At 62.3% G+C, this 17,831-nt stretch carries 17 protein-coding genes and 4 tRNA genes; 17 read left to right on the forward strand and 4 right to left on the reverse strand.

Translation table 11 applies throughout. The features are described from left to right. Positions 1 to 99 precede the first annotated feature (99 nt). Positions 100 to 1,266 carry a tyrosine-type recombinase/integrase gene (locus V6X30_RS00075; RefSeq protein WP_367982612.1) on the forward strand — a complete coding sequence of 389 codons (1,167 nt, stop codon included), beginning with the start codon at positions 100 to 102 and terminating at the stop codon, positions 1,264 to 1,266. A 17-nt stretch (positions 1,267 to 1,283) separates the two neighbouring features. On the opposite strand, the gene V6X30_RS00080 is transcribed toward V6X30_RS00075, so the two are convergent. Continuing rightward, positions 1,284 to 2,567: a glycosyltransferase gene (locus tag V6X30_RS00080; protein WP_367982613.1), complete on the reverse strand. Its 1,284-nt coding sequence runs from the start codon at positions 2,565 to 2,567 to the stop codon at positions 1,284 to 1,286. A gap of 145 nt (positions 2,568 to 2,712) precedes the next feature. On the opposite strand from V6X30_RS00080, the gene rfbD reads away from it, so the two are divergent. The 4 genes from rfbD to V6X30_RS00100 all read left to right on the forward strand — a co-directional run bounded on the left by rfbD (position 2,713) and on the right by V6X30_RS00100 (position 5,314). Next, the gene (gene rfbD / locus V6X30_RS00085; RefSeq protein ID WP_367982614.1) at positions 2,713 to 3,600 is read left to right on the forward strand and encodes a dTDP-4-dehydrorhamnose reductase; all 888 of its coding nucleotides are present in this window, start codon (positions 2,713 to 2,715) and stop codon (positions 3,598 to 3,600) included. Next, complete coding sequence (gene rfbA, locus V6X30_RS00090) at positions 3,597 to 4,484, forward strand: glucose-1-phosphate thymidylyltransferase RfbA (protein ID WP_367982615.1); 888 nt, start codon at positions 3,597 to 3,599, stop codon at positions 4,482 to 4,484. The genes rfbD and rfbA overlap by 4 nt, the downstream gene beginning before the upstream one ends. Positions 4,485 to 4,488: 4 nt before the next feature. Further along, a complete protein-coding gene (rfbC, locus tag V6X30_RS00095) occupies positions 4,489 to 5,034 on the forward strand; it encodes a dTDP-4-dehydrorhamnose 3,5-epimerase (RefSeq protein WP_408022345.1) in 546 nt (181 codons plus the stop codon). Positions 5,035 to 5,125: 91 nt separating this feature from the next. Continuing rightward, entirely contained in the window at positions 5,126 to 5,314 is a 189-nt protein-coding gene (locus V6X30_RS00100; RefSeq protein ID WP_367982616.1) for a DUF6447 family protein, read from the forward strand. Between the two features lie 23 nt (positions 5,315 to 5,337). Here the strand turns inward: V6X30_RS00100 and gmd are convergent, their stop codons facing one another. The 3 genes from gmd to V6X30_RS00115 form a co-directional block, all read right to left on the reverse strand. Next, positions 5,338 to 6,399, reverse strand: a complete 1,062-nt coding sequence (gene gmd, locus V6X30_RS00105; RefSeq protein ID WP_367982617.1) for a GDP-mannose 4,6-dehydratase — start codon at positions 6,397 to 6,399, stop codon at positions 5,338 to 5,340. After that, positions 6,396 to 7,385 carry a GDP-mannose 4,6-dehydratase gene (locus tag V6X30_RS00110; protein ID WP_367982618.1) on the reverse strand — a complete coding sequence of 330 codons (990 nt, stop codon included), beginning with the start codon at positions 7,383 to 7,385 and terminating at the stop codon, positions 6,396 to 6,398. The genes gmd and V6X30_RS00110 overlap by 4 nt, the downstream gene beginning before the upstream one ends. Before the next feature lie 82 nt (positions 7,386 to 7,467). Further along, positions 7,468 to 8,664, reverse strand: a complete 1,197-nt coding sequence (locus tag V6X30_RS00115; RefSeq protein WP_367982619.1) for a trypsin-like serine protease — start codon at positions 8,662 to 8,664, stop codon at positions 7,468 to 7,470. 163 nt (positions 8,665 to 8,827) lie between these two features. Here V6X30_RS00115 and V6X30_RS00120 point away from each other — a divergent pair, with 163 nt between their 5' ends. From V6X30_RS00120 to rplL, 12 genes are all read left to right on the forward strand, one after another. Continuing rightward, positions 8,828 to 12,589 carry a beta strand repeat-containing protein gene (locus V6X30_RS00120; RefSeq protein WP_367982620.1) on the forward strand — a complete coding sequence of 1,254 codons (3,762 nt, stop codon included), beginning with the start codon at positions 8,828 to 8,830 and terminating at the stop codon, positions 12,587 to 12,589. A gap of 75 nt (positions 12,590 to 12,664) precedes the next feature. Next, positions 12,665 to 12,749: transfer RNA gene (locus V6X30_RS00125), tRNA-Tyr, on the forward strand. Between the two features lie 35 nt (positions 12,750 to 12,784). Next, positions 12,785 to 12,858 (forward strand) — tRNA-Gly (locus V6X30_RS00130). A 9-nt stretch (positions 12,859 to 12,867) separates the two neighbouring features. Continuing rightward, positions 12,868 to 12,942, forward strand: a tRNA-Thr gene (locus tag V6X30_RS00135). 31 nt (positions 12,943 to 12,973) lie between these two features. Continuing rightward, the gene (gene tuf / locus V6X30_RS00140) at positions 12,974 to 14,164 is read left to right on the forward strand and encodes an elongation factor Tu (protein WP_367982621.1); all 1,191 of its coding nucleotides are present in this window, start codon (positions 12,974 to 12,976) and stop codon (positions 14,162 to 14,164) included. A gap of 100 nt (positions 14,165 to 14,264) precedes the next feature. After that, a tRNA-Trp gene (locus V6X30_RS00145) sits at positions 14,265 to 14,340 on the forward strand. Positions 14,341 to 14,373: 33 nt separating this feature from the next. Next, complete coding sequence (gene secE, locus V6X30_RS00150) at positions 14,374 to 14,754, forward strand: preprotein translocase subunit SecE (RefSeq protein WP_367982622.1); 381 nt, start codon at positions 14,374 to 14,376, stop codon at positions 14,752 to 14,754. A 6-nt stretch (positions 14,755 to 14,760) separates the two neighbouring features. Then, a complete protein-coding gene (nusG, locus tag V6X30_RS00155; RefSeq protein WP_367968119.1) occupies positions 14,761 to 15,294 on the forward strand; it encodes a transcription termination/antitermination protein NusG in 534 nt (177 codons plus the stop codon). Positions 15,295 to 15,369: 75 nt separating this feature from the next. After that, positions 15,370 to 15,801 carry a 50S ribosomal protein L11 gene (gene rplK / locus V6X30_RS00160; protein ID WP_367968117.1) on the forward strand — a complete coding sequence of 144 codons (432 nt, stop codon included), beginning with the start codon at positions 15,370 to 15,372 and terminating at the stop codon, positions 15,799 to 15,801. Between the two features lie 4 nt (positions 15,802 to 15,805). Then, a complete protein-coding gene (gene rplA, locus V6X30_RS00165; RefSeq protein ID WP_367982623.1) occupies positions 15,806 to 16,498 on the forward strand; it encodes a 50S ribosomal protein L1 in 693 nt (230 codons plus the stop codon). Between the two features lie 224 nt (positions 16,499 to 16,722). Further along, on the forward strand, positions 16,723 to 17,250 hold the full coding sequence (gene rplJ / locus V6X30_RS00170) for a 50S ribosomal protein L10 (RefSeq protein ID WP_367982624.1): 528 nt from the start codon (positions 16,723 to 16,725) through the stop codon (positions 17,248 to 17,250). A gap of 60 nt (positions 17,251 to 17,310) precedes the next feature. Next, positions 17,311 to 17,688 (forward strand): 50S ribosomal protein L7/L12, encoded by a 378-nt coding sequence (rplL, locus tag V6X30_RS00175; RefSeq protein ID WP_367978882.1) that lies wholly within the window; start codon positions 17,311 to 17,313, stop codon positions 17,686 to 17,688. The last annotated feature ends 143 nt before the right edge of the window (positions 17,689 to 17,831 follow it).

Genomic DNA, 17,831 nt, shown 5'->3' on the forward strand with positions numbered 1-17,831 from the left:
ATATGTTTGAAGAATAGTAATAAAATTCAATTGTACCCTCTGTGTAGTGGGGATATAACTGAGGCATCGAAGAAGCTTGCAAAAACTTACCGACCGCCGATGCCCGTACTTGACCTCAACCACGCCGTCCTGCGGCGGATCGATCGATATCGTCCCGAAACCCGCGCGGTTTCACTGTTTGATCGGACGCTGAAGGGTTTTATGCTCGAGCTGCGCTCGACGGGAACCGGCACCTGGTACTACCGATACCGCGATCAGGGTCGGCGGATTCGGCTGCTTAGACTCGGCCGGCTGGGCGAGCTCTCGGTGACGAAGGCAAGGCAGGCAGCGAGGCGCTTCGACGCGCTGGTCGAGGCCGGCGAGAACCCGCGAGAGAGCTTGTCGCCTGCCCAACGGTCAGTGACATTCCGGGAGTTCGTCGAGACCCGGTACTTCCCGCATGTGGAGCTCCACAACCGCAGTTGGCCGAGCACCCGGTCGCAGGTCACGCGGCACCTGATGCCGCGGTTCGGCGACAGGCGCCTCGATGCGATCCGGCGGGCGGATATCCTCGCCATGCAGCACGAAACACGGCTTGCCGGGATGGCCGTGGGGACCTGCAATCGGCTGCTGATTCACATGCGCACCATCTTTAACGCGGCGATTCGCTGGGAGCTGCTGCCGGAGGACTGTAATCCCACCAAGGGCGTCAAGGCCTTGCCCGGAGCCGTATCGCGCGAGCGCTTTCTGGACGCTGTGGAGGTCAGGCGCCTTTTCGATGCCCTCGACCGCAGCCGAAGTCCGCAGCTGGCCCGAGTGGTGCGGATGCTGCTCTATACCGGCGCACGCAAGCGCGAGATCCTTGATGCGCGCTGGGAGCAGGTCGACTTTGAGCATCGGCTCCTCACCGTGCCGCGCTCCAAGTCGGGCAAGGTCCGCTATATTGCCCTGTCGGATGCAGCGCTGGAAATCCTTCGCGCCACACCGCGACAGCCGGGTGTGCCCTGGGTGTTCCCGAATCCCCGCACCAAAAAGCCGATCGTCTCAATCCACTACGGCTGGGATCGAGTCCGGCGCGAGGTCGGCATGCCGGATCTGCGCATCCACGACCTGAGACACTCCTTCGCCAGTTTCCTAGTCAATGCTGGCCACTCGCTCTACGAGGTCCAGGCACTGCTGGGGCACCAGAGCCCCAAGATGACCATGCGCTATGCGCATTTGGCACCCGCGACGCTGTTGACCGCGGCCAATAGCCTGGCTGGAGAACTTTCTAAAAAGCCCTACTGAGCGTTGGGTCTGGCGACTTATGCGCCGTGGCCGGCGTCCGTCGAGTGCGATGTCAGGCCCTCCGCCCATGCCAGCTGCCGCGGCAGACACACCGACTGCAGGTCGTAGTTGGCGATGGCGAACGCCCGGGCCTGTTCACCCAGTTTTTCTCGCCGTGCGGGATCTTCGGCCAACAGACAGACCTCGCTTGCCAGTGCCTGTGGATCGAAGAAGTTAAACAACCGCCCCGTGACATCATGCTTAATCGCTTCCTGCAGCGGCTGGGTATCGCTCGCGACGATGCCGCATCCCGCGCTCATGGCCTCCAACAGGCTCCAGCTCAGGACGAAGGGGTAGGTCAGATACACATGGACCGTGGAGAGCTGCAGCAAGGGGATGAAGTGCTCGTAGCGGATGTTGCCGAGGAAATGGACCCGCGCCCAGTCCTCATCGGGAATGCGGTTACGCACCTCGTCGATGAATACCTCCCGCCAGCTTTTTTCCCCGTACGTGTCAGGGTCGGGGCGGGCGCCATAGCTCACGCCATCTCCGCCGACGATCAACACACGGGCGTTGGGCCGCCTTGCCAGGATCTCGGGGAGTGCCCGCATGAAAATGTGGTAACCGCGATAGGGCTCGAGGTTGCGGTTGACGAAGGTGATCACCTCGCTGCCCCGATCGAGCGCAATTTTCCCGCCATCCTGTCCCGTGATGGCCATCTGCACGTTGGGGTTGGGGGCCACGACGTTGGTATCGATGCCGTCGTGAACCACGGTGATCCGCTCCCGGAAGCGCGGCGGGAAGGTGCTTGCCTGCCACTCGGTGGGGCTGATCCCGGCGTCTGCGGTCTCAAAATGCAGCAGGTTATTGAGATTCTTCAGGCGCAGCCGGCAGGCATCGCCTGGATCGTTCGTCGCGAACTCCGGATCGAACCCCGTGTCGGCGCCCCGCGGGTGATAGTAGAACTCGCAGTAAATGCCCAGCGCCGTCTCGGGCCACACCTCCTTCAGAAACAGGCTCTCGCCCCAGCCATGATGGGCAATGATGGCGTCGGGACGATAGCCTGAATCCCGCATCTCCAGTGCTTTGCGGAAGGCTGCCTCGCCGCGGATGGTCTTGGTCTCGAAGTCGCTGACCCAGGGGTGGACCTCCCGGCTGGTGCCGCGCGTCGGGCTGTAGCGGACAAGCTGGACTCCCTGCCATTCCGAGGCCTTGATGTCCCGCATGATCAGCGCCGTCACTTCATGGCCCCGGGCGACCAGTGCCGGAGCCAGGTGCTTGAACTGACCGGGGAAGTTCTGGTGGACAAAGAGAAATCTCATGATGTGATCCGCAGGAAATCGAGTTTGATGAGCCGGTCGGGGGCAGGTGATGCGGCTGTGTCCATTGCGCATGATGCGTCTGCGCGCCCCTGCCTGGGCCGATATACTGATGCCATTATGCCGGTTTGATGAGTCAGGGGGCAGGATGCGGATCGCGCTGCTGGGCGCCAGTGGTCAGGTCGGGTTCGAGTTGCGGCGGGCGCTGGCGCCGCTCGGCGAGGTAGTGTTGCCTGACCGGACTGAATGTGATCTGTCCGACCGGGGCGCCTTGCGCCGGGGACTCATGCAGCTGGCCCCCGATGCCATCGTCAACGCCGCCGCTTACACGGGGGTGGATGACGCCGAGACGCATCGTGAGGTGGCGTTCCGAATCAACGGCGAGGCCCCGGGGGTGATTGGAGAGGCCGCCCGGGAGACAGGCGCCTTCGTCGTGCATTACTCCACCGACTATGTCTTCTCCGGGGATCGGGATCGAGCCTATCGTGAGGAGGATCCCACCAGTCCGTTGAACGTATACGGTGAGAGCAAGCGGCTGGGGGAGGTGCGGCTGGCCGAGAGTGGGGCCGCGTTCTACCTGTTTCGGACGGCCTGGGTGATCAGCCCGCGGGGCCGCAATTTCCTGCAAACCATCCTGCGTCTGGCGGCGGAGCGTGACCGCCTGCAGGTCGTGAGCGATCAGCTTGGCGCGCCGACATCGGCGGCGCTGATCGCCGATGTCACGGCGCATGCCCTGCATCAACGTCTCTCCGGTCGGGGATCGGCGGAGGCGGATGGCATCTACCACCTGACCGCTTCGGGTAGCGCGAGCTGGTTTGAGGTTGCCCGGTATATTGTGGAGACCGCATGTGGTTTGGGCTTCGACCTGCGCCTGGCGGCGGAAGCCATCGAACCCATCCGAGCCGCCGAGTACGGGCAAGCGGCCCTGCGGCCGAGCAATTCCCGGCTCGACACGACTCGGCTGACGAGTCAGTTCGGCTTGACGACGCCGGACTGGCGGGACGGCATTCATTGGGCACTGGAGCAGTTGCGGTGAACGAATCCAGACGCAAGGGGATTATTCTGGCGGGCGGCACTGGGAGTCGGCTCTACCCGGTAACCCTGACACTCAGCAAACAGCTTCTGCCGGTGTACGACAAGCCCATGATCTATCACCCGCTCTCAACGCTCATGCTGGCGGGGATTCGCGAGATCCTGATCATCTCTACGCCCATGGATACGCCGCGGTTCACCGAACTGCTCGGGGATGGCAGTCAGTGGGGGCTGTCTCTCAGCTATGCCATCCAGCAACAGCCCGAAGGCATCGCTCAGGCGCTGACCATCGCCGAGCCGTTCCTCGATGGGGCGCCCTGTGCCCTGATCCTCGGCGACAACATCTTCCACGGCCATGACCTGAGTGCACTGCTTGCCGAGGCGGACGACCAGACAACCGGGGCTTCGATATTCGCCTATCGGGTGAATGACCCGGAGCGCTACGGGGTGGTGGATTTCGACTCAGCGGGCAACGTCATCCGGATCGAGGAAAAACCGTCTCAGCCGCGCAGTGCCTACGCGGTCACGGGGCTTTACTTCTATGACGGAAAAGCGGTGGAGTTGGCCCGGGCCCTCACGCCATCGGCCCGCGGTGAGCTGGAGATCACCGACCTCAACCAGCGGTACCTGGAGGCAGGGGAGCTCAAGGTCCAACTTATGGGGCGCGGTTTTGCCTGGCTCGATACCGGTACCCATGAAAGCCTCCTCTCCGCCAGCGAATTCATCGCGACGCTGGAACGGCGACAGGGCCTGAAGGTCGCCTGCCCCGAGGAGATCGCCTTCCGGATGGGCTGGCTTGATCGTCGGGCACTCGAGGCGCTCGCGGCGCCGTTGGCGAAAACTGGCTATGGGCAGTACCTCGAGCAGATTGCCCGGGAGGCCGACTGAGCCCATGGTGACCGCGACGCCGCTCTCCATCCCGGATGTGATGCTCATCGAGCCGGAGGTCTTTGGCGACACTCGGGGTTTTTTCTTCGAGAGCTTCAACTGCCGCGTGTTCGAGGAGGCGGTCGGCCGGAATCTGGATTTCGTCCAGGACAACCACTCCCGCTCGGCGCGCAATGTCCTGCGTGGGCTGCATTTTCAGGTCCAGCGGCCGCAGGGCAAGCTGGTGCGTGTGGCCATTGGCAGTATCTTCGACGTCGCGGTGGATATTCGCCTGGACAGCCCGACATTTCGGCAGTGGGTGGGCGTTGAGCTGAGCGCGGAAAACCAGCGCCAGCTCTGGGTGCCCGAGGGGTTCGCCCACGGCTTTCTGGTCACCAGCGACTCCGCCGATGTGCTCTACAAGGCCACCGATTACTATGCCCCGGAGCATGAACGCAGCATTCGCTGGGACGACCCGACGCTCGGCATTGAATGGCCGCTGGATGGGCCGCCCCGGCTTTCTGGCAAGGACCGAGATGCGATGTCACTGACTGCGCTGAAGCCTGGCTGAAATGCCTCCCTCCCCGCCGCTCAAGCCTCGAGTATCACGCGCCGATCAGCTACCCTGTATGTCGTTTCACCCACGAAGAGGAGTTAATACCATGGCGAATAGGGTCACCATCGACGGCAGAGAGTACGATCTGGAAAAGTTGAGCGATGCCGCCAAGTCCCAGCTCGGCAATATTCAGGTCACTGATCAGGAGATTGCCCGGCTTCAGCAGCAGCTGGCCATCGCTCAGACCGCCCGTCAGGCTTATGCGCGGGCCTTGCAGGAAGAGCTGCCCGCTTAATGCTGGGTTAAAGGCCGCGCCGGTCAGCGCACTATCTGCGTCCGCGCGGCCTCTCGCAGATCCTCTTCAACCATCTCGGCGACAAGTTCCGGGAAAGTGGTCGTCGGCTGCCAGTCGAGCGCCTCATGCGCAAGGCTGGGGTCGCCGAGGAGCGTATCCACCTCACTGGGGCGGAAATAGCGGGGATCGATACGCACAATAACCCGACGCTCGCCCGCCATTTCGGTGATGCCGACTTCCTCTACGCCGTCTCCCTGCCATTCAATGCCGAAGCCAGCCTCGGCTGCAGCAAGCTCGACGAATTCCCTAACCGAGTGCTGTTCACCAGTGGCAATGACATAGTCCTGCGGCTTGTCCTGCTGGAGCATCCGCCATTGCATCTCCACGTAGTCGCGGGCATGACCCCAATCCCGGCGGGCATCCAGATTGCCCAGGTAGAGGCAATCCTGCAGGCCGAGTTTGATTCGAGCGATGGCTCGGGTGACCTTGCGGGTCAGGAAGGTTTCGCCACGCCGCGGGCTCTCATGGTTGAAGAGAATGCCGTTGCAGGCAAAAAAGTCATAGGCCTCGCGGTAATTCACTGTAATCCAGTAGGCATACAGCTTCGCGACCGCGTAAGGGCTTCTGGGGTGGAACGGGGTCGTCTCCTTCTGAGGGACCTCCTGGACAAGCCCGTACAACTCTGATGAAGACGCCTGGTAGAAGCGACATTGATCACCCATGCCCAGGATTCTGATGGCCTCCAACAGGCGAAGGGTCCCCACCGCGTCGACATTGGCCGTGTATTCCGGTTCCTCGAATGAAACCGCGACGTGAGATTGCGCGGCGAGGTTGTAGACCTCATCAGGCTGTACCCGCTGCATGACCCGCATCAGGCTGCTGGAGTCGGTCAGATCGGCATAGTGCAGCGTGAAGCGCGGATCTTCCTCTTGAGGCTCCTCATGCAGGTGGTCAATGCGCGCCGTGTTGAAAAGCGAGGCGCGTCGTCGAATCCCATGCACCTCATAGCCTTTTTCCAGCAACAGCTCGGCAAGGTAGGCGCCATCCTGGCCGGTGACGCCGGTAATCAATGCGCGCTTCGTCACGAGTGATCCTCTTGATTGGGCGAGTCCGAGAGCTTCTCAAGCTCTGACTCGGTCATTTCCTGAATGAATGTCTCAAAGCGGGTCTCGGCCTGCCAGCCTAGGGTTTGCCTCGCCCGACTGGCATCTCCGATCAGACGAGTGGGCTCCGTGGGGCGGAATAGATCCTCATCGATTACGACATGCTCGCGCCAGTCGAGATTGAGCAGACTGAATGCCGCCTCCAGCACGTCTTTCACCCGATGCAGTCGGCCGGTCGCCATGATGTAGTCCATTGGCTTGTCGTGTTGCAGCGAGGTCCACATGCCTCTGACGTAATCCGGCGCATAGCCCCAGTCGCGGGCGGCTTCGATATTGCCGAGGTGAAGGTTTTCTTGTTGTCCGAGCGAAATCGTCGCCGCGCCCCGGCAGATCTTCCGAGTGACAAAATCACCGCCACGACGAACCGACTCGTGGTTGTACAGAATCCCGTTGACGCCGAACAGCCCGTAAGCCTGCCGATAGATACGCACCATATGCGTCGAGAAGGTTTTCGCGGCGCCATAGGGGCTAATCGGCGCCAGGGGCGTGTTTTCGTTCTGCGGGGATTGGTCCGGATTGCCGAAGATTTCGGCTGAACTCGCATGGAAAAGCCGCGCATCTGGGCATACGCTGCGCATGGCTTCGAGTAGGCGAACTGTATTGCCCCCGATGGCCTCTGTCACGGCCCAGGGGTTATCGAAGCTCTTCGCGACATGAGAGGCAGCAGCGAGATGATAGATCTCGCGCGGCGCAACCTGCTCGAGCAAATCGTCTAGTCGCCCTTGATCGCCCAGTCCACCTGGATGCCAGACAATCGCGCTTTGTTGGCCCCCTGCTTTCGGGTTTTCGGTCGTCTCACGGGTTATCCCGTGCACCTCGTAGCCCTTCTCAAGGAGCAGTTCGCAGAGGTAGCTCCCGTCCTGGCCGGCGGCACCGGTGACGATGGCGCGGCGCGATGAATCTCCCAAGCCCGAGCCTCAATGCATAGCGGTAATTGCGTCGGATTCTAACCGAGAACGGCATGTCGCCGCCCAGCAATTTGTATGAGCGCTATACCATCATCCCGTCGTCGTCGGTGATGAGGCGTGTGGCCGTCAACTCGGATACGCCTTCGCCGAAGCTGCCGCCGATCGGGTCATAGACGGTAAGGGAGAAGGTTTCATCGGGCTCAGTAATGGTGTCGCCAATGACTTCCACCGGAATCAGGCCTTCCCGCTCCCCGGGGTAGAGGATCAGTTTCCCCTGAGTGGCAATGTAATCCTCGCCCGCCTTGGCCGTTCCGTCTTCCGTGCGGTATCGAACGCTCAACAGTTGATCCGGCGTTTCCCGCTCTCCGGTGAACTGGAGCATGAAGTAGGCATAGGTGATGCCGCTATCGCCTTCAACGACTGTTGCCGAAACCTCACCCGGTGACTGTGGCGCATCCGGGTAACGCGCGCGGAGCGATTGGTCGATCCATTGCTGCTCTGTTGATACCCGCTGCAATACGCCGATCTCGCCAAAGCTTGCGTTGAGGACGTCATCGACATCGGGATCGGCAGCCCCGTCAGAGAGGCTGGCGATGGCATTGGCGACGCCGGCAATCTCGCCTTCGATCAGTGCGGGTCCACCGCTGTCGCCAGGTGCAACCATGCCTTCGAAATCCCCAAGTCCGAGACCCGGCATGTCAATGAGCTGCCCCAGGGCATCGTTGGCAATCAAGCCGTTATCGAAATCGATGAGGAAACGCTCGTCGGCTTCCAGCTCATTGGTGTTGGGCCCACCGATCAGGCCATCGATCGCCTGTGCATCCGCATCAAGGCGGTTTTCTACCAGGCGGCGTGCCCCGATCGTATTCGGCAACGTGCCGTCATTGCCCGTACCGCTGTCCCCATAGCCGACGAGTGAGACAGTCTGGCCGAGTTCATCGCTGTCCCGGTAGGGGACGTATCGGGTGGCATCAGCAGGCGCATCTCCAGCCAGCCAGAGCAGCGCGAGGTCTTGCCGGTAGAGCCACCAGTCGTACTCCGGATGGATGATGAACTCGTCGATCTGACGTGTCGTCCTGCCACTCTCGGTATCGAACTGGACCGAGAGGTCGCCCACTCGCGTAACAGCATCAACGACATGACCTGCAGTAAGTACCGCCCGGCCGTCATAGAGAAGGGCGCCGGAACCGACGACGTCGCCCGTGCGGACATAGACCACCCCGTCCTCACGAAGGGCGCGGCGTTCCGCGGCCTGGAGACTATCGGCGGTGGTTGGCATTCGCGTCCGGTCCTTTGGCGGTCTCGGTTCGACTAATGATCAGGGATGGCCCATGCGGAGGCAAATCGGCGGGCTGTTGTTTAAGGCCTGCGCTTGAGAGCGACTGAGAGCCTTCTCGAACTATAAGGGGAATAATTTTAAGACTAATTTTCAGGAGGTTCTCATGAGTAAGCCATCCATCGCCGAGTTGCTGCGCGCCTCGGGTCACACGGTATTCACCGCGGATCTGGTCGGTCGGGCGGTGAATACGCTCTACGGATATATCGGTGCCGGACTGGACGAGCGGGACTGGGACGCGATTCTTGCCTCAAATAATCCCCTGGCCGCCTCCGAGACCGCGTTGGTGACGATGTACAGCGACCAGGATTTCCTGCTGCGCAACGCCAACCACCTCTCCGCCAACTACGGCGCGGCGCAGATCGAGTACACCTACCGACAGACTGCCGAGCGGCTGGGTAGCACGCATTCGAGCGACTGGGCGGTGGGCACTCGCTATGAGTTGGCCGCGGAGCTGGATGGGCCGTCGCTGAAGTCCCGGGCGCGTCAGGATTACGAACAGCGGCGGGAAGATAATGGCGACGGCAATAACGGCGGCGCTGGCGTCATTACCATCACCGCTCAGAATGCCAATCTCACCACCGACCCGAATACGCTGCAGAACGCGACGGCGGTGACCACGGCCGGCGAAGACACCATCGAGACCCAGTTCACGTTCCTTACTGGGACAACGATCAATGGCGGTGGCGGCACGGACACGCTGGAGGTGACGGATGGAGGCACTTTCACGCTCAACAACATCACCAATGTCGAGATCCTCGATCTCACGGGTGCCAACAACCCCAGCACTGTCACGCAGATGGGTAATGACTTCACCCGGATCGATTTGAGTGCCCAGGGCGACACCATCACCGCCACCGCTCGCCAGGACCTGGACATCAACGGTGGGGCGGGTGCCGATACGGTGATCTACACGGCGTTCGCGGATCTGTTTAATCCCACGTTAAACCCATCTTTCATCCGTGCGCTGCTCCACGGCGGCGCCGGGACGGATACGATCCGCGTCGACGACGCGATCAATTCCGACAACGGCCTGAACTTCAACCGCGCCACCAGCTTTGAGCGCCTGGTTCAGAACGACACCGCCGCGGCGGATATCACGATCACCAATGCCGCAGACCTGGAAGAGATCAATATCTCCGCGTCGACTGATGCCTCCACGATTGATGTATCGGCAGTGAATACCGGCGTGACTATTCGAGGCGGGGATAACCCCGGGGGCGATGACACGATCACGGGGAGCTCTGGCGGTGATGAGATCATCGGCGGTGCCGGTGACGATGAACTGGACGGCCGTAACGGGGATGATGACCTCCGGGGGAATGCCGGTGACGATGTCATTGTCGGCGGAAGAGGCGACGATACGCTGGATGGCGGTTTCGGTGACGACACCCTGACGGGCGGCGCCGGCGCCGACGTGATCGATGGCGGTGCGGGTGCGGATACGGCGTCCTATGCCACCAGTCCCGGTGGGGTGACGGTCGACCTGACGGATAACGCCAACAACGCGGGCGCTGATGCGCTTGGTGATCAGCTGAACTCGATCGTGAATCTCATCGGCAGCGATCACGACGACACCCTCACAGGAAATATCTTCAATAACCGGATTGATGGGGGCGACGGAGACGATAGCCTCGACGGCAATGCCGGCGACGACACGTTGAACGGTGGCGCCGGAGTCGACCGGTTCAATGTCGACAGCGGGACGGACACCATCAGTGACCTCGAGGGCAGCGATGTCTTGGTGGTTTCCCCTGGCGCAACCGCCAATGCCACGGTGACGGCCGACTTCACCGCGACAGCGGCCACCGAAAACGATGGCGGGACGGCCAGCCTCACGGCGGCCGATGATGTGGATATCGATCTATCAAACGCGACGGTGAATACCGCTCCGGATGACGGCTACACCATAAGCGCGGCCGATAATACCGCCGCTTCGGCGCTCACCGGATCCGCAGGTGACGACATTATTGCCGGCGGTGATGCCGCTGATACGCTGACGGGCCGGGCCGGCGATGACCAGTTCCTGTACACCCGGTTTACCGATTTCGTCACTGCCAACGCGGTCGTCGATCAGATCGACGGCGGCGCTGGCGGGAATCGGGTCAGCATTGCGGATGCCGCCGGATTCACCCTGGCCGCCGGCGACCTCGGCAACCGCATGTCACTCGTCCAGACGATCGATCTGGGTGATACGCCGATCGATGCGACGGGTGCTTACTCCATCACCCTCGACAATAATGATCTCTCTTCTGCCATCGCCGCGGTGGACCTCTCGCAGGACACTGACACCGAGCACACGAACGTCGTGGATCTCGGCGCTGTGACCGCGCGCGGTTTTGAGATTACCGGTGGAGCTAATGCCGATGAAATCACCGGCACCACTCAGGATGACGTGATTTCAGGGGGTGGCGGTGTCGACATACTAAAAGGTGGGGACGGTGACGATACGTTCGTTTTCAATGACGACTCGGATCTCTTCAATGGTTCAAACCGCATTAACGGCGTCATCAACGGGGGCATGGGCTGGGATTCGTTGCGCGTGTCGGCGAATGGCGACCCCTTCGAGGTGACCGCGCTGGATTCTTGGGCATTCAGCAAGGAGGATACGACGGGGCTCATTCGCGGTGTGCAGGAAATGCGGGCCGTTTCTTCGGATTCGGCGATATCGATCGTCTTAAATGACGACGCTTGGGAAGCTGGGCTTAACGCTGTGGATCTCTCCGGAGATACCGACGCTGATGGTCTGAATCGGATCGACGTGTCGCGGGAATCAGATGCTGGGAACCAGTTCAACCTGACCGGTTCGGCTGGTAAGGATGACATACGTGGCGGTGCGGGCACCGATTCGTTATTGGGCGGTGCCGGGGATGACACCATGATGGGCGGAGCCGGAGCCGATACCCTGGATGGCGATACCGGCAGCGACCTGTATGTCTTCGATGCGGGAGATAGTGTCGATGGCAATGCGGACCGGTTGGAGGGTTTCGATGCCGGTGATCGGTTTTTGCTGACTGGGACGCTGTCTGATGATGTGAACGAGGACCTCGATCTGAGCAATAATCCCGCCAGTACGAGCGTCGCTGATGGCGATCCCATCGTATTCGCCAACGACGCCGACTTTGAAATCGAGAACGAGACTGGTGGCACCGTGACGCTGGGGCAAGCCAACGTCCAGCTCGGAGACACCGCGACCGCATTTTCAGTCAATAACGATGGCAACGTGACAGGCGGTGACTTTGCTGATCACATTGTCGGTGGCGCTGGCAGCAATCGGCTTGCCGGTGGCGGGGGTGAGGATCGCCTGACCGGCGGCGGTGGCGCCGACGATTTCATCCAGTTGAATCAGGTGGTCAACAGCGTTATCGACGCGGATGTGATCACGGATTTCGACACAACGGAGAATGATAAGGTCGGCAATTGGTCGCATACCGATATATATCAGTACGATTTCGTCAATCTCATCAAGGTTGGCGCCAACCTGAACGTCGGCACCACCGAGGCCATCAAGACGACGACCGTCAGTGCGCCTTTCAGTGCGGCCGGCGGCATCATGGGCGTGAGTAATCCCAATTTTCTCCTGCTGGATAATAACCTCGCTGACACTGATGCGGTGGAATCTGCACTCGAGGCCGGGGGGGCGAATGCAATGACCGTTAATGGCACGGTCGGGCCCAATGATGGCTTTTTCATTGGCTATGACGATGGCGTTGATTCGTACCTTGGCCTGGCGATTGCCCGAGAAAGGGTCGAGTCGGGAACACGGCCGGATGCGGGTGATCTGGAGGTCGTCAATCTGGTGACGCTGCTTGGACTTGCGGATGTCACCGACCTTGGAGACGGCAACTTCCTTAACTTCACGGCCTGATCGAATAGAATCCTGCGGTCCCCCTGAGCCCTTGACATCCATCGACACTTTGCGCACGCTACGCGGCTTGATTCCGGAGGGATACCCAAGCGGTCAACGGGGGCAGACTGTAAATCTGCTGGCTTAGCCTTCGGAGGTTCGAATCCTCCTCCCTCCACCAGATTTTTGGCCCGCCCACCACGCGGGCGCGGGCATGCGGGTGTAGTTCAACGGTAGAACCTCAGCCTTCCAAGCTGATGATGTGGGTTCGATTCCCATCACCCGCTCCAGAGCGAAACGCCCATGTAGCTCAGGGGTAGAGCACTCCCTTGGTAAGGGAGAGGCCGGCGGTTCAAATCCGCCCATGGGCTCCAGAATGAACGCACAGCGCAGGGGGAACCCACCGTGTCCAAGGAGAAGTTTGAGCGCAGCAAGCCGCATGTAAACGTTGGCACGATTGGTCATGTTGACCATGGTAAGACGACGTTGACGGCGGCGATGACGAAGGTGCTGGCGGCCGAGTACGGTGGTGTGGCGCAGGCGTTCGACCAGATCGACAACGCCCCTGAGGAGCGCGAGCGCGGCATCACGATCGCCACGGCGCACGTGGAGTATGAGACGGACAAGCGCCACTACGCGCACGTCGACTGCCCCGGCCACGCCGACTATGTGAAGAATATGATCACCGGTGCCGCGCAGATGGACGGTGCCATCCTGGTGGTCTCGGCCGCGGACGGCCCGATGCCGCAGACCCGTGAGCACATCCTGCTGGCCCGCCAGGTGGGCGTGCCGGCGATGGTGGTGTTCCTGAACAAGGCGGACATGGTCGACGATGCCGAGCTGCTCGAGCTCGTCGAGATGGAGGTCCGCGAGCTGCTCTCGAGCTACGACTTCCCGGGTGATGACATTCCGATCACCACCGGCTCGGCGCTGAAGGCGCTCGAGGGGGATACGGGTGAGATGGGCTCGCAGGCGATCGTGCAGCTGGTCGAGTCGATGGATGAGTACATCCCCGAGCCGGAGCGCGCGGTGGACGGTGCCTTCCTGATGCCGATCGAGGATGTGTTCTCGATCTCGGGCCGCGGCACCGTGGTGACGGGCCGTGTCGAGCGCGGCATCGTCAAGACCGGCGAGGAAGTGGAGATCGTGGGCATCAAGGAGACCACCAAGACCGTGGTCACGGGTGTCGAGATGTTCCGCAAGCTGCTCGACGAGGGCCGCGCCGGGGACAACATCGGTGCGCTGCTGCGTGGCACCAAGCGTGACGACGTGGAGCGTGGCCAGGTGCTGTGCAAGCCCGGCTCGATCACGCCGCACACCAAGTTCGAGTGCGAGGTCTATGTCCTCGGCAAGGACGAGGGTGGTCGTCATACGCCGTTCTTCGATGGCTACCGGCCGCAGTTCTACTTCCGCACGACTGATGTCACCGGTGCCTGTGACCTGCCCTCGGGCACGGAGATGGTGATGCCGGGTGATAACGTGCAGATGACGGTCTCGCTGATCGCGCCGATCGCCATGGAAGAGGGCCTGCGCTTCGCGGTCCGCGAAGGTGGCCGCACGGTCGGCGCCGGCGTCGTCTCCAAGATCCTCGAGTAATCCGGTTTCGGCAGCTGCACGGGCGCGTGGGGTTCCATTACCCCGCGTGCTGGCGTAGACTGCCGAGTTCGCCGTTTGACGGCCGGTCAGGGGCGACATTAGGCCAGTAGCTCAATTGGCAGAGCAACGGTCTCCAAAACCGTAGGTTGGGGGTTCGAGTCCCTCCTGGCCTGCCACTTTATCCGGCCACCAACAGCGTCACGGGTTCCATGAGCGCAAACGATCAGACCGCCACCACCACCGGGATCGACAAGGCCAAGCTTACGCTGGCAGCCGGTGTATTCCTGGCGGGCGTGGTGGGTTTCTATCTGCTCGAGGGGCAGTCCGACCTGATCCGCGTCATCGGCATGGTGGCCGTTGCCGCCCTTGCCATCGCCATCGCCATGACCAGCCAGCCGGGCCGCAACTTCTGGGCCTTCGCCCGCGAGGCGCGCCAGGAGCTGCGCCGCGTCGTATGGCCCACGCGGCAGGAGTCCATCCAGACCACGCTCATCGTGCTGGTGATGGTCTTCATCGTCGCTCTGCTGCTCTGGCTGATGGATATGTTTTTCATGTGGGGCGTCGGTGCCCTGGTACGCCCTGGAGGCTGATCACTCATGGCAAAGCGCTGGTACGTCGTACACGCGTACTCCGGTTTTGAGAACCAGGTGAAAAAAGCCCTGGAGGAGCGCATCAAGCGCGCCGACATGGAAGATGCGTTCGGCGAGATCCTCGTGCCCACCGAAGAAGTGGTGGAGATGAAGGAAGGCCAGCAGCGCCGCAGTGAGCGCAAGTTCTTCCCCGGCTATGTCCTCGTGCAGATGGACATGACCGACGACACCTGGCACCTGGTCAAGGACGTGCCCCGGGTCATGGGCTTCATCGGCCCGTCCCGCGGCCGCCCGGCGCCGATCTCCGATGCCGAGGCCGACCAGATCCTCAACCGGGTGCGCGAGGGCGTCGAGAAGCCGCGGCCCAAGGTGCTGTTCGAAGTGGGCGAGGTGGTGCGCGTCACCGACGGCCCGTTCAACGATTTCAACGGCGTCGTCGAGGAAGTGAATTACGAGAAGAGCCGGCTGCGCGTGGCCGTGCTCATCTTCGGCCGCTCCACCCCGGTGGAGCTCGACTTCAGTCAGGTCGAGAAGGCCTAGCAACGGCGGTCCGCCCGCCCAGGGGAGCCAGGGTGAAAGTCCCTGGCGCTACCACCCACACCAGGAGTCCAGCCAATGGCAAGAAAAGTCGAAGCCTACATCAAGCTGCAGGTCCCGGCCGGGGCCGCCAACCCGAGCCCCCCGGTGGGCCCGGCGCTGGGTCAGCACGGCCTCAACATCATGGAATTCTGCAAGGCGTTCAATGCCGCCACGCAGGAGATGGAGAACGGCCTGCCGATCCCGGTGGTCATTACGGTCTACTCCGACCGCAGCTTCACGTTCGTCACCAAGACGCCGCCCGCCGCGGTGCTGCTCAAGAAGGCCGCCGGCATCAAGTCCGGCAGCGGGACGCCGAACACCAGCAAGGTCGGCACCGTGAACCGTGAGCAGCTCGAGGAGATCGCCCAGACCAAGTGGCCCGATCTCAATGCCGCCGACATGGACGCCGCCGTGCGCACCATTGCCGGCTCGGCCCGCAGCATGGGCCTCGACGTGGAGGGGGTGTGAAGCCATGGGCAAGTTGACCAAACGCCAGAAGGTATTCGAAGAGAAGATCGACCATGATCGGCTCTACCCCGCCGAAGAGGCCTTTGCCCTGTTGAAGGAGCTGGCCACGGCGAAGTTCACCGAGTCGGTGGACGTGGCCGTCAACCTCGGCATCGACCCACGCAAGGGTGACCAGATGGTCCGCGGCTCCACCGTGCTGCCCAACGGCACTGGCAAGACCGTGCGCGTGGCGGTGTTCGCCCAGGGCGCCAACGCCGAGGCCGCTGAGGCCGCCGGCGCCGACACCGTCGGCATGGACGACCTGGCCGAGCGCATGCAGGGCGGCGAGATCGACTACGACGTGGTCATCGCCAGCCCCGACGCCATGGGCGTGGTCGGCAAGCTTGGCCGCCTGCTCGGCCCGCGCGGGCTCATGCCCAACCCTCGGGTGGGCACGGTGACCGCCGATGTCGCCGAGGCGGTGCAGAACGCCAAGGCCGGCCAGGTGCGCTACCGCGCCGACAAGGGCGGACTGATTCACTGCAGCCTGGGCAAGGCGGACTTCGATCCGCAGGCCCTGGCTGAGAACCTGCGGGCGCTGATCAGCGACCTGCAGAAGGTCAAGCCGGCTTCCTCCAAGGGGGTCTACCTCAAGCGCGCCACGGTCTCGACGACCATGGGGCCGGGGGTGCCGGTGGATCTGAGCCCGATGACCTGAGGTCGCCGGGCTTGATGCGCGGTCATCCGCGGATGACCGCTGGCTGTCGTCATAGACGGCCGTCGAAGACCGTTCGGTGCGGTTCGCCGCATAAAGGCCCCCGGGCCGCCAACGGTAGACGGTGTGCCGGACAGGATGGGTTTCCTGCACGGGATCACCGTTACGGGGTGGAAGGGCCGAAGGCCCGGAAGCCATTACCAACCGCCGTTCCAGGAGGCATTTGAATGGGCGTAAGTCTGGAACAGAAAAAGCGGATGGTGCAGGAAGTCGCTGAGGTGGCCGGTCAGGCTCATTCCGCGCTGGCCGCGGAATATCGGGGCCTGTCTGCCGGCGAGATGGATACCCTGCGGGTTCAGGCCCGTGAGGCCGGTGTCTACGTGCGTGTGGTCAAGAACACTCTGGCCAAGCGCGCGGTGGAAGGCACCGAGTTCGAGTGCATGACCGATGAACTTCAGGGTCCGCTGCTGCTCGCATTCTCGCAGGAAGATCCCGGCTCGGCCGCCCGTGTTCTGAAGAGTTTCTCGAAGGAACACGATCAGCTGGTCGTGACGATGCTGGCCGTGGGCGGGGAGAAGTTCCCCGGCTCGGAAATCGACCGGCTCGCCACGCTACCGACCTACGACGAGGCGATCAGTCGCCTCATGGCGACCATGAAGGCGCCGGTACAGAAGTTTGCCACGACCCTCAACGAGGTCCCCGGCAAGCTCGTGCGTACCGTTGCCGCGGTCAAGGACGCCAAGCAGTCGGGCTGATGCGACCCCTGTCGCTGCCGTTTGCACACTCAACTATCGAATCAGCCAGGAGACAAGACGATGGCCGTTTCAAAGGAAGACATTCTCGAGACCATTTCCAACATGAGCGTCATGGAGGTCGTTGACCTCATCGAGGCCATGGAAGAGAAGTTCGGCGTCACCGCGGCAGCCGCCGTAGCCGCGGCCCCGGCCGCCGGTGGTGGCGAGGCCGAGGCCGCCGAGGAGCAGACCGAGTTCGACGTGGTCCTCTCGGGCTTCGGCGACAACAAGGTCGCCGTCATCAAGGCCGTGCGTGCCGCCACCGGCCTGGGCCTCAAGGAGGCCAAGGAGCTGGTGGAGGGCGTGCCCGCCCCGGTGAAGGAAGGCGCCTCGAAGGAAGAGGCCGACGAGCTGAAGGGTCAGCTCGAAGAGGCCGGTGCCACTGTCGAGCTCAAGTAAGGGCTCGGTGGCAGCAACGCCGCGGGTCGGCGTTGACGGGGCTGGTGGCCGATTCGGCCACCGGCCCCTTGGTGTTTGCAGGCAAACCGTCCGGGCGGAATCCCGGCGCGGCCGACGTGTCCAAGTCTGCGGGGTCTTGCATC

The sequence above is a fragment of the Spiribacter sp. 1M189 genome, assembly GCF_040838345.1.
In the GTDB taxonomy this organism is placed as follows: Bacteria; Pseudomonadota; Gammaproteobacteria; order Nitrococcales; family Nitrococcaceae; genus Spiribacter; species Spiribacter insolitus.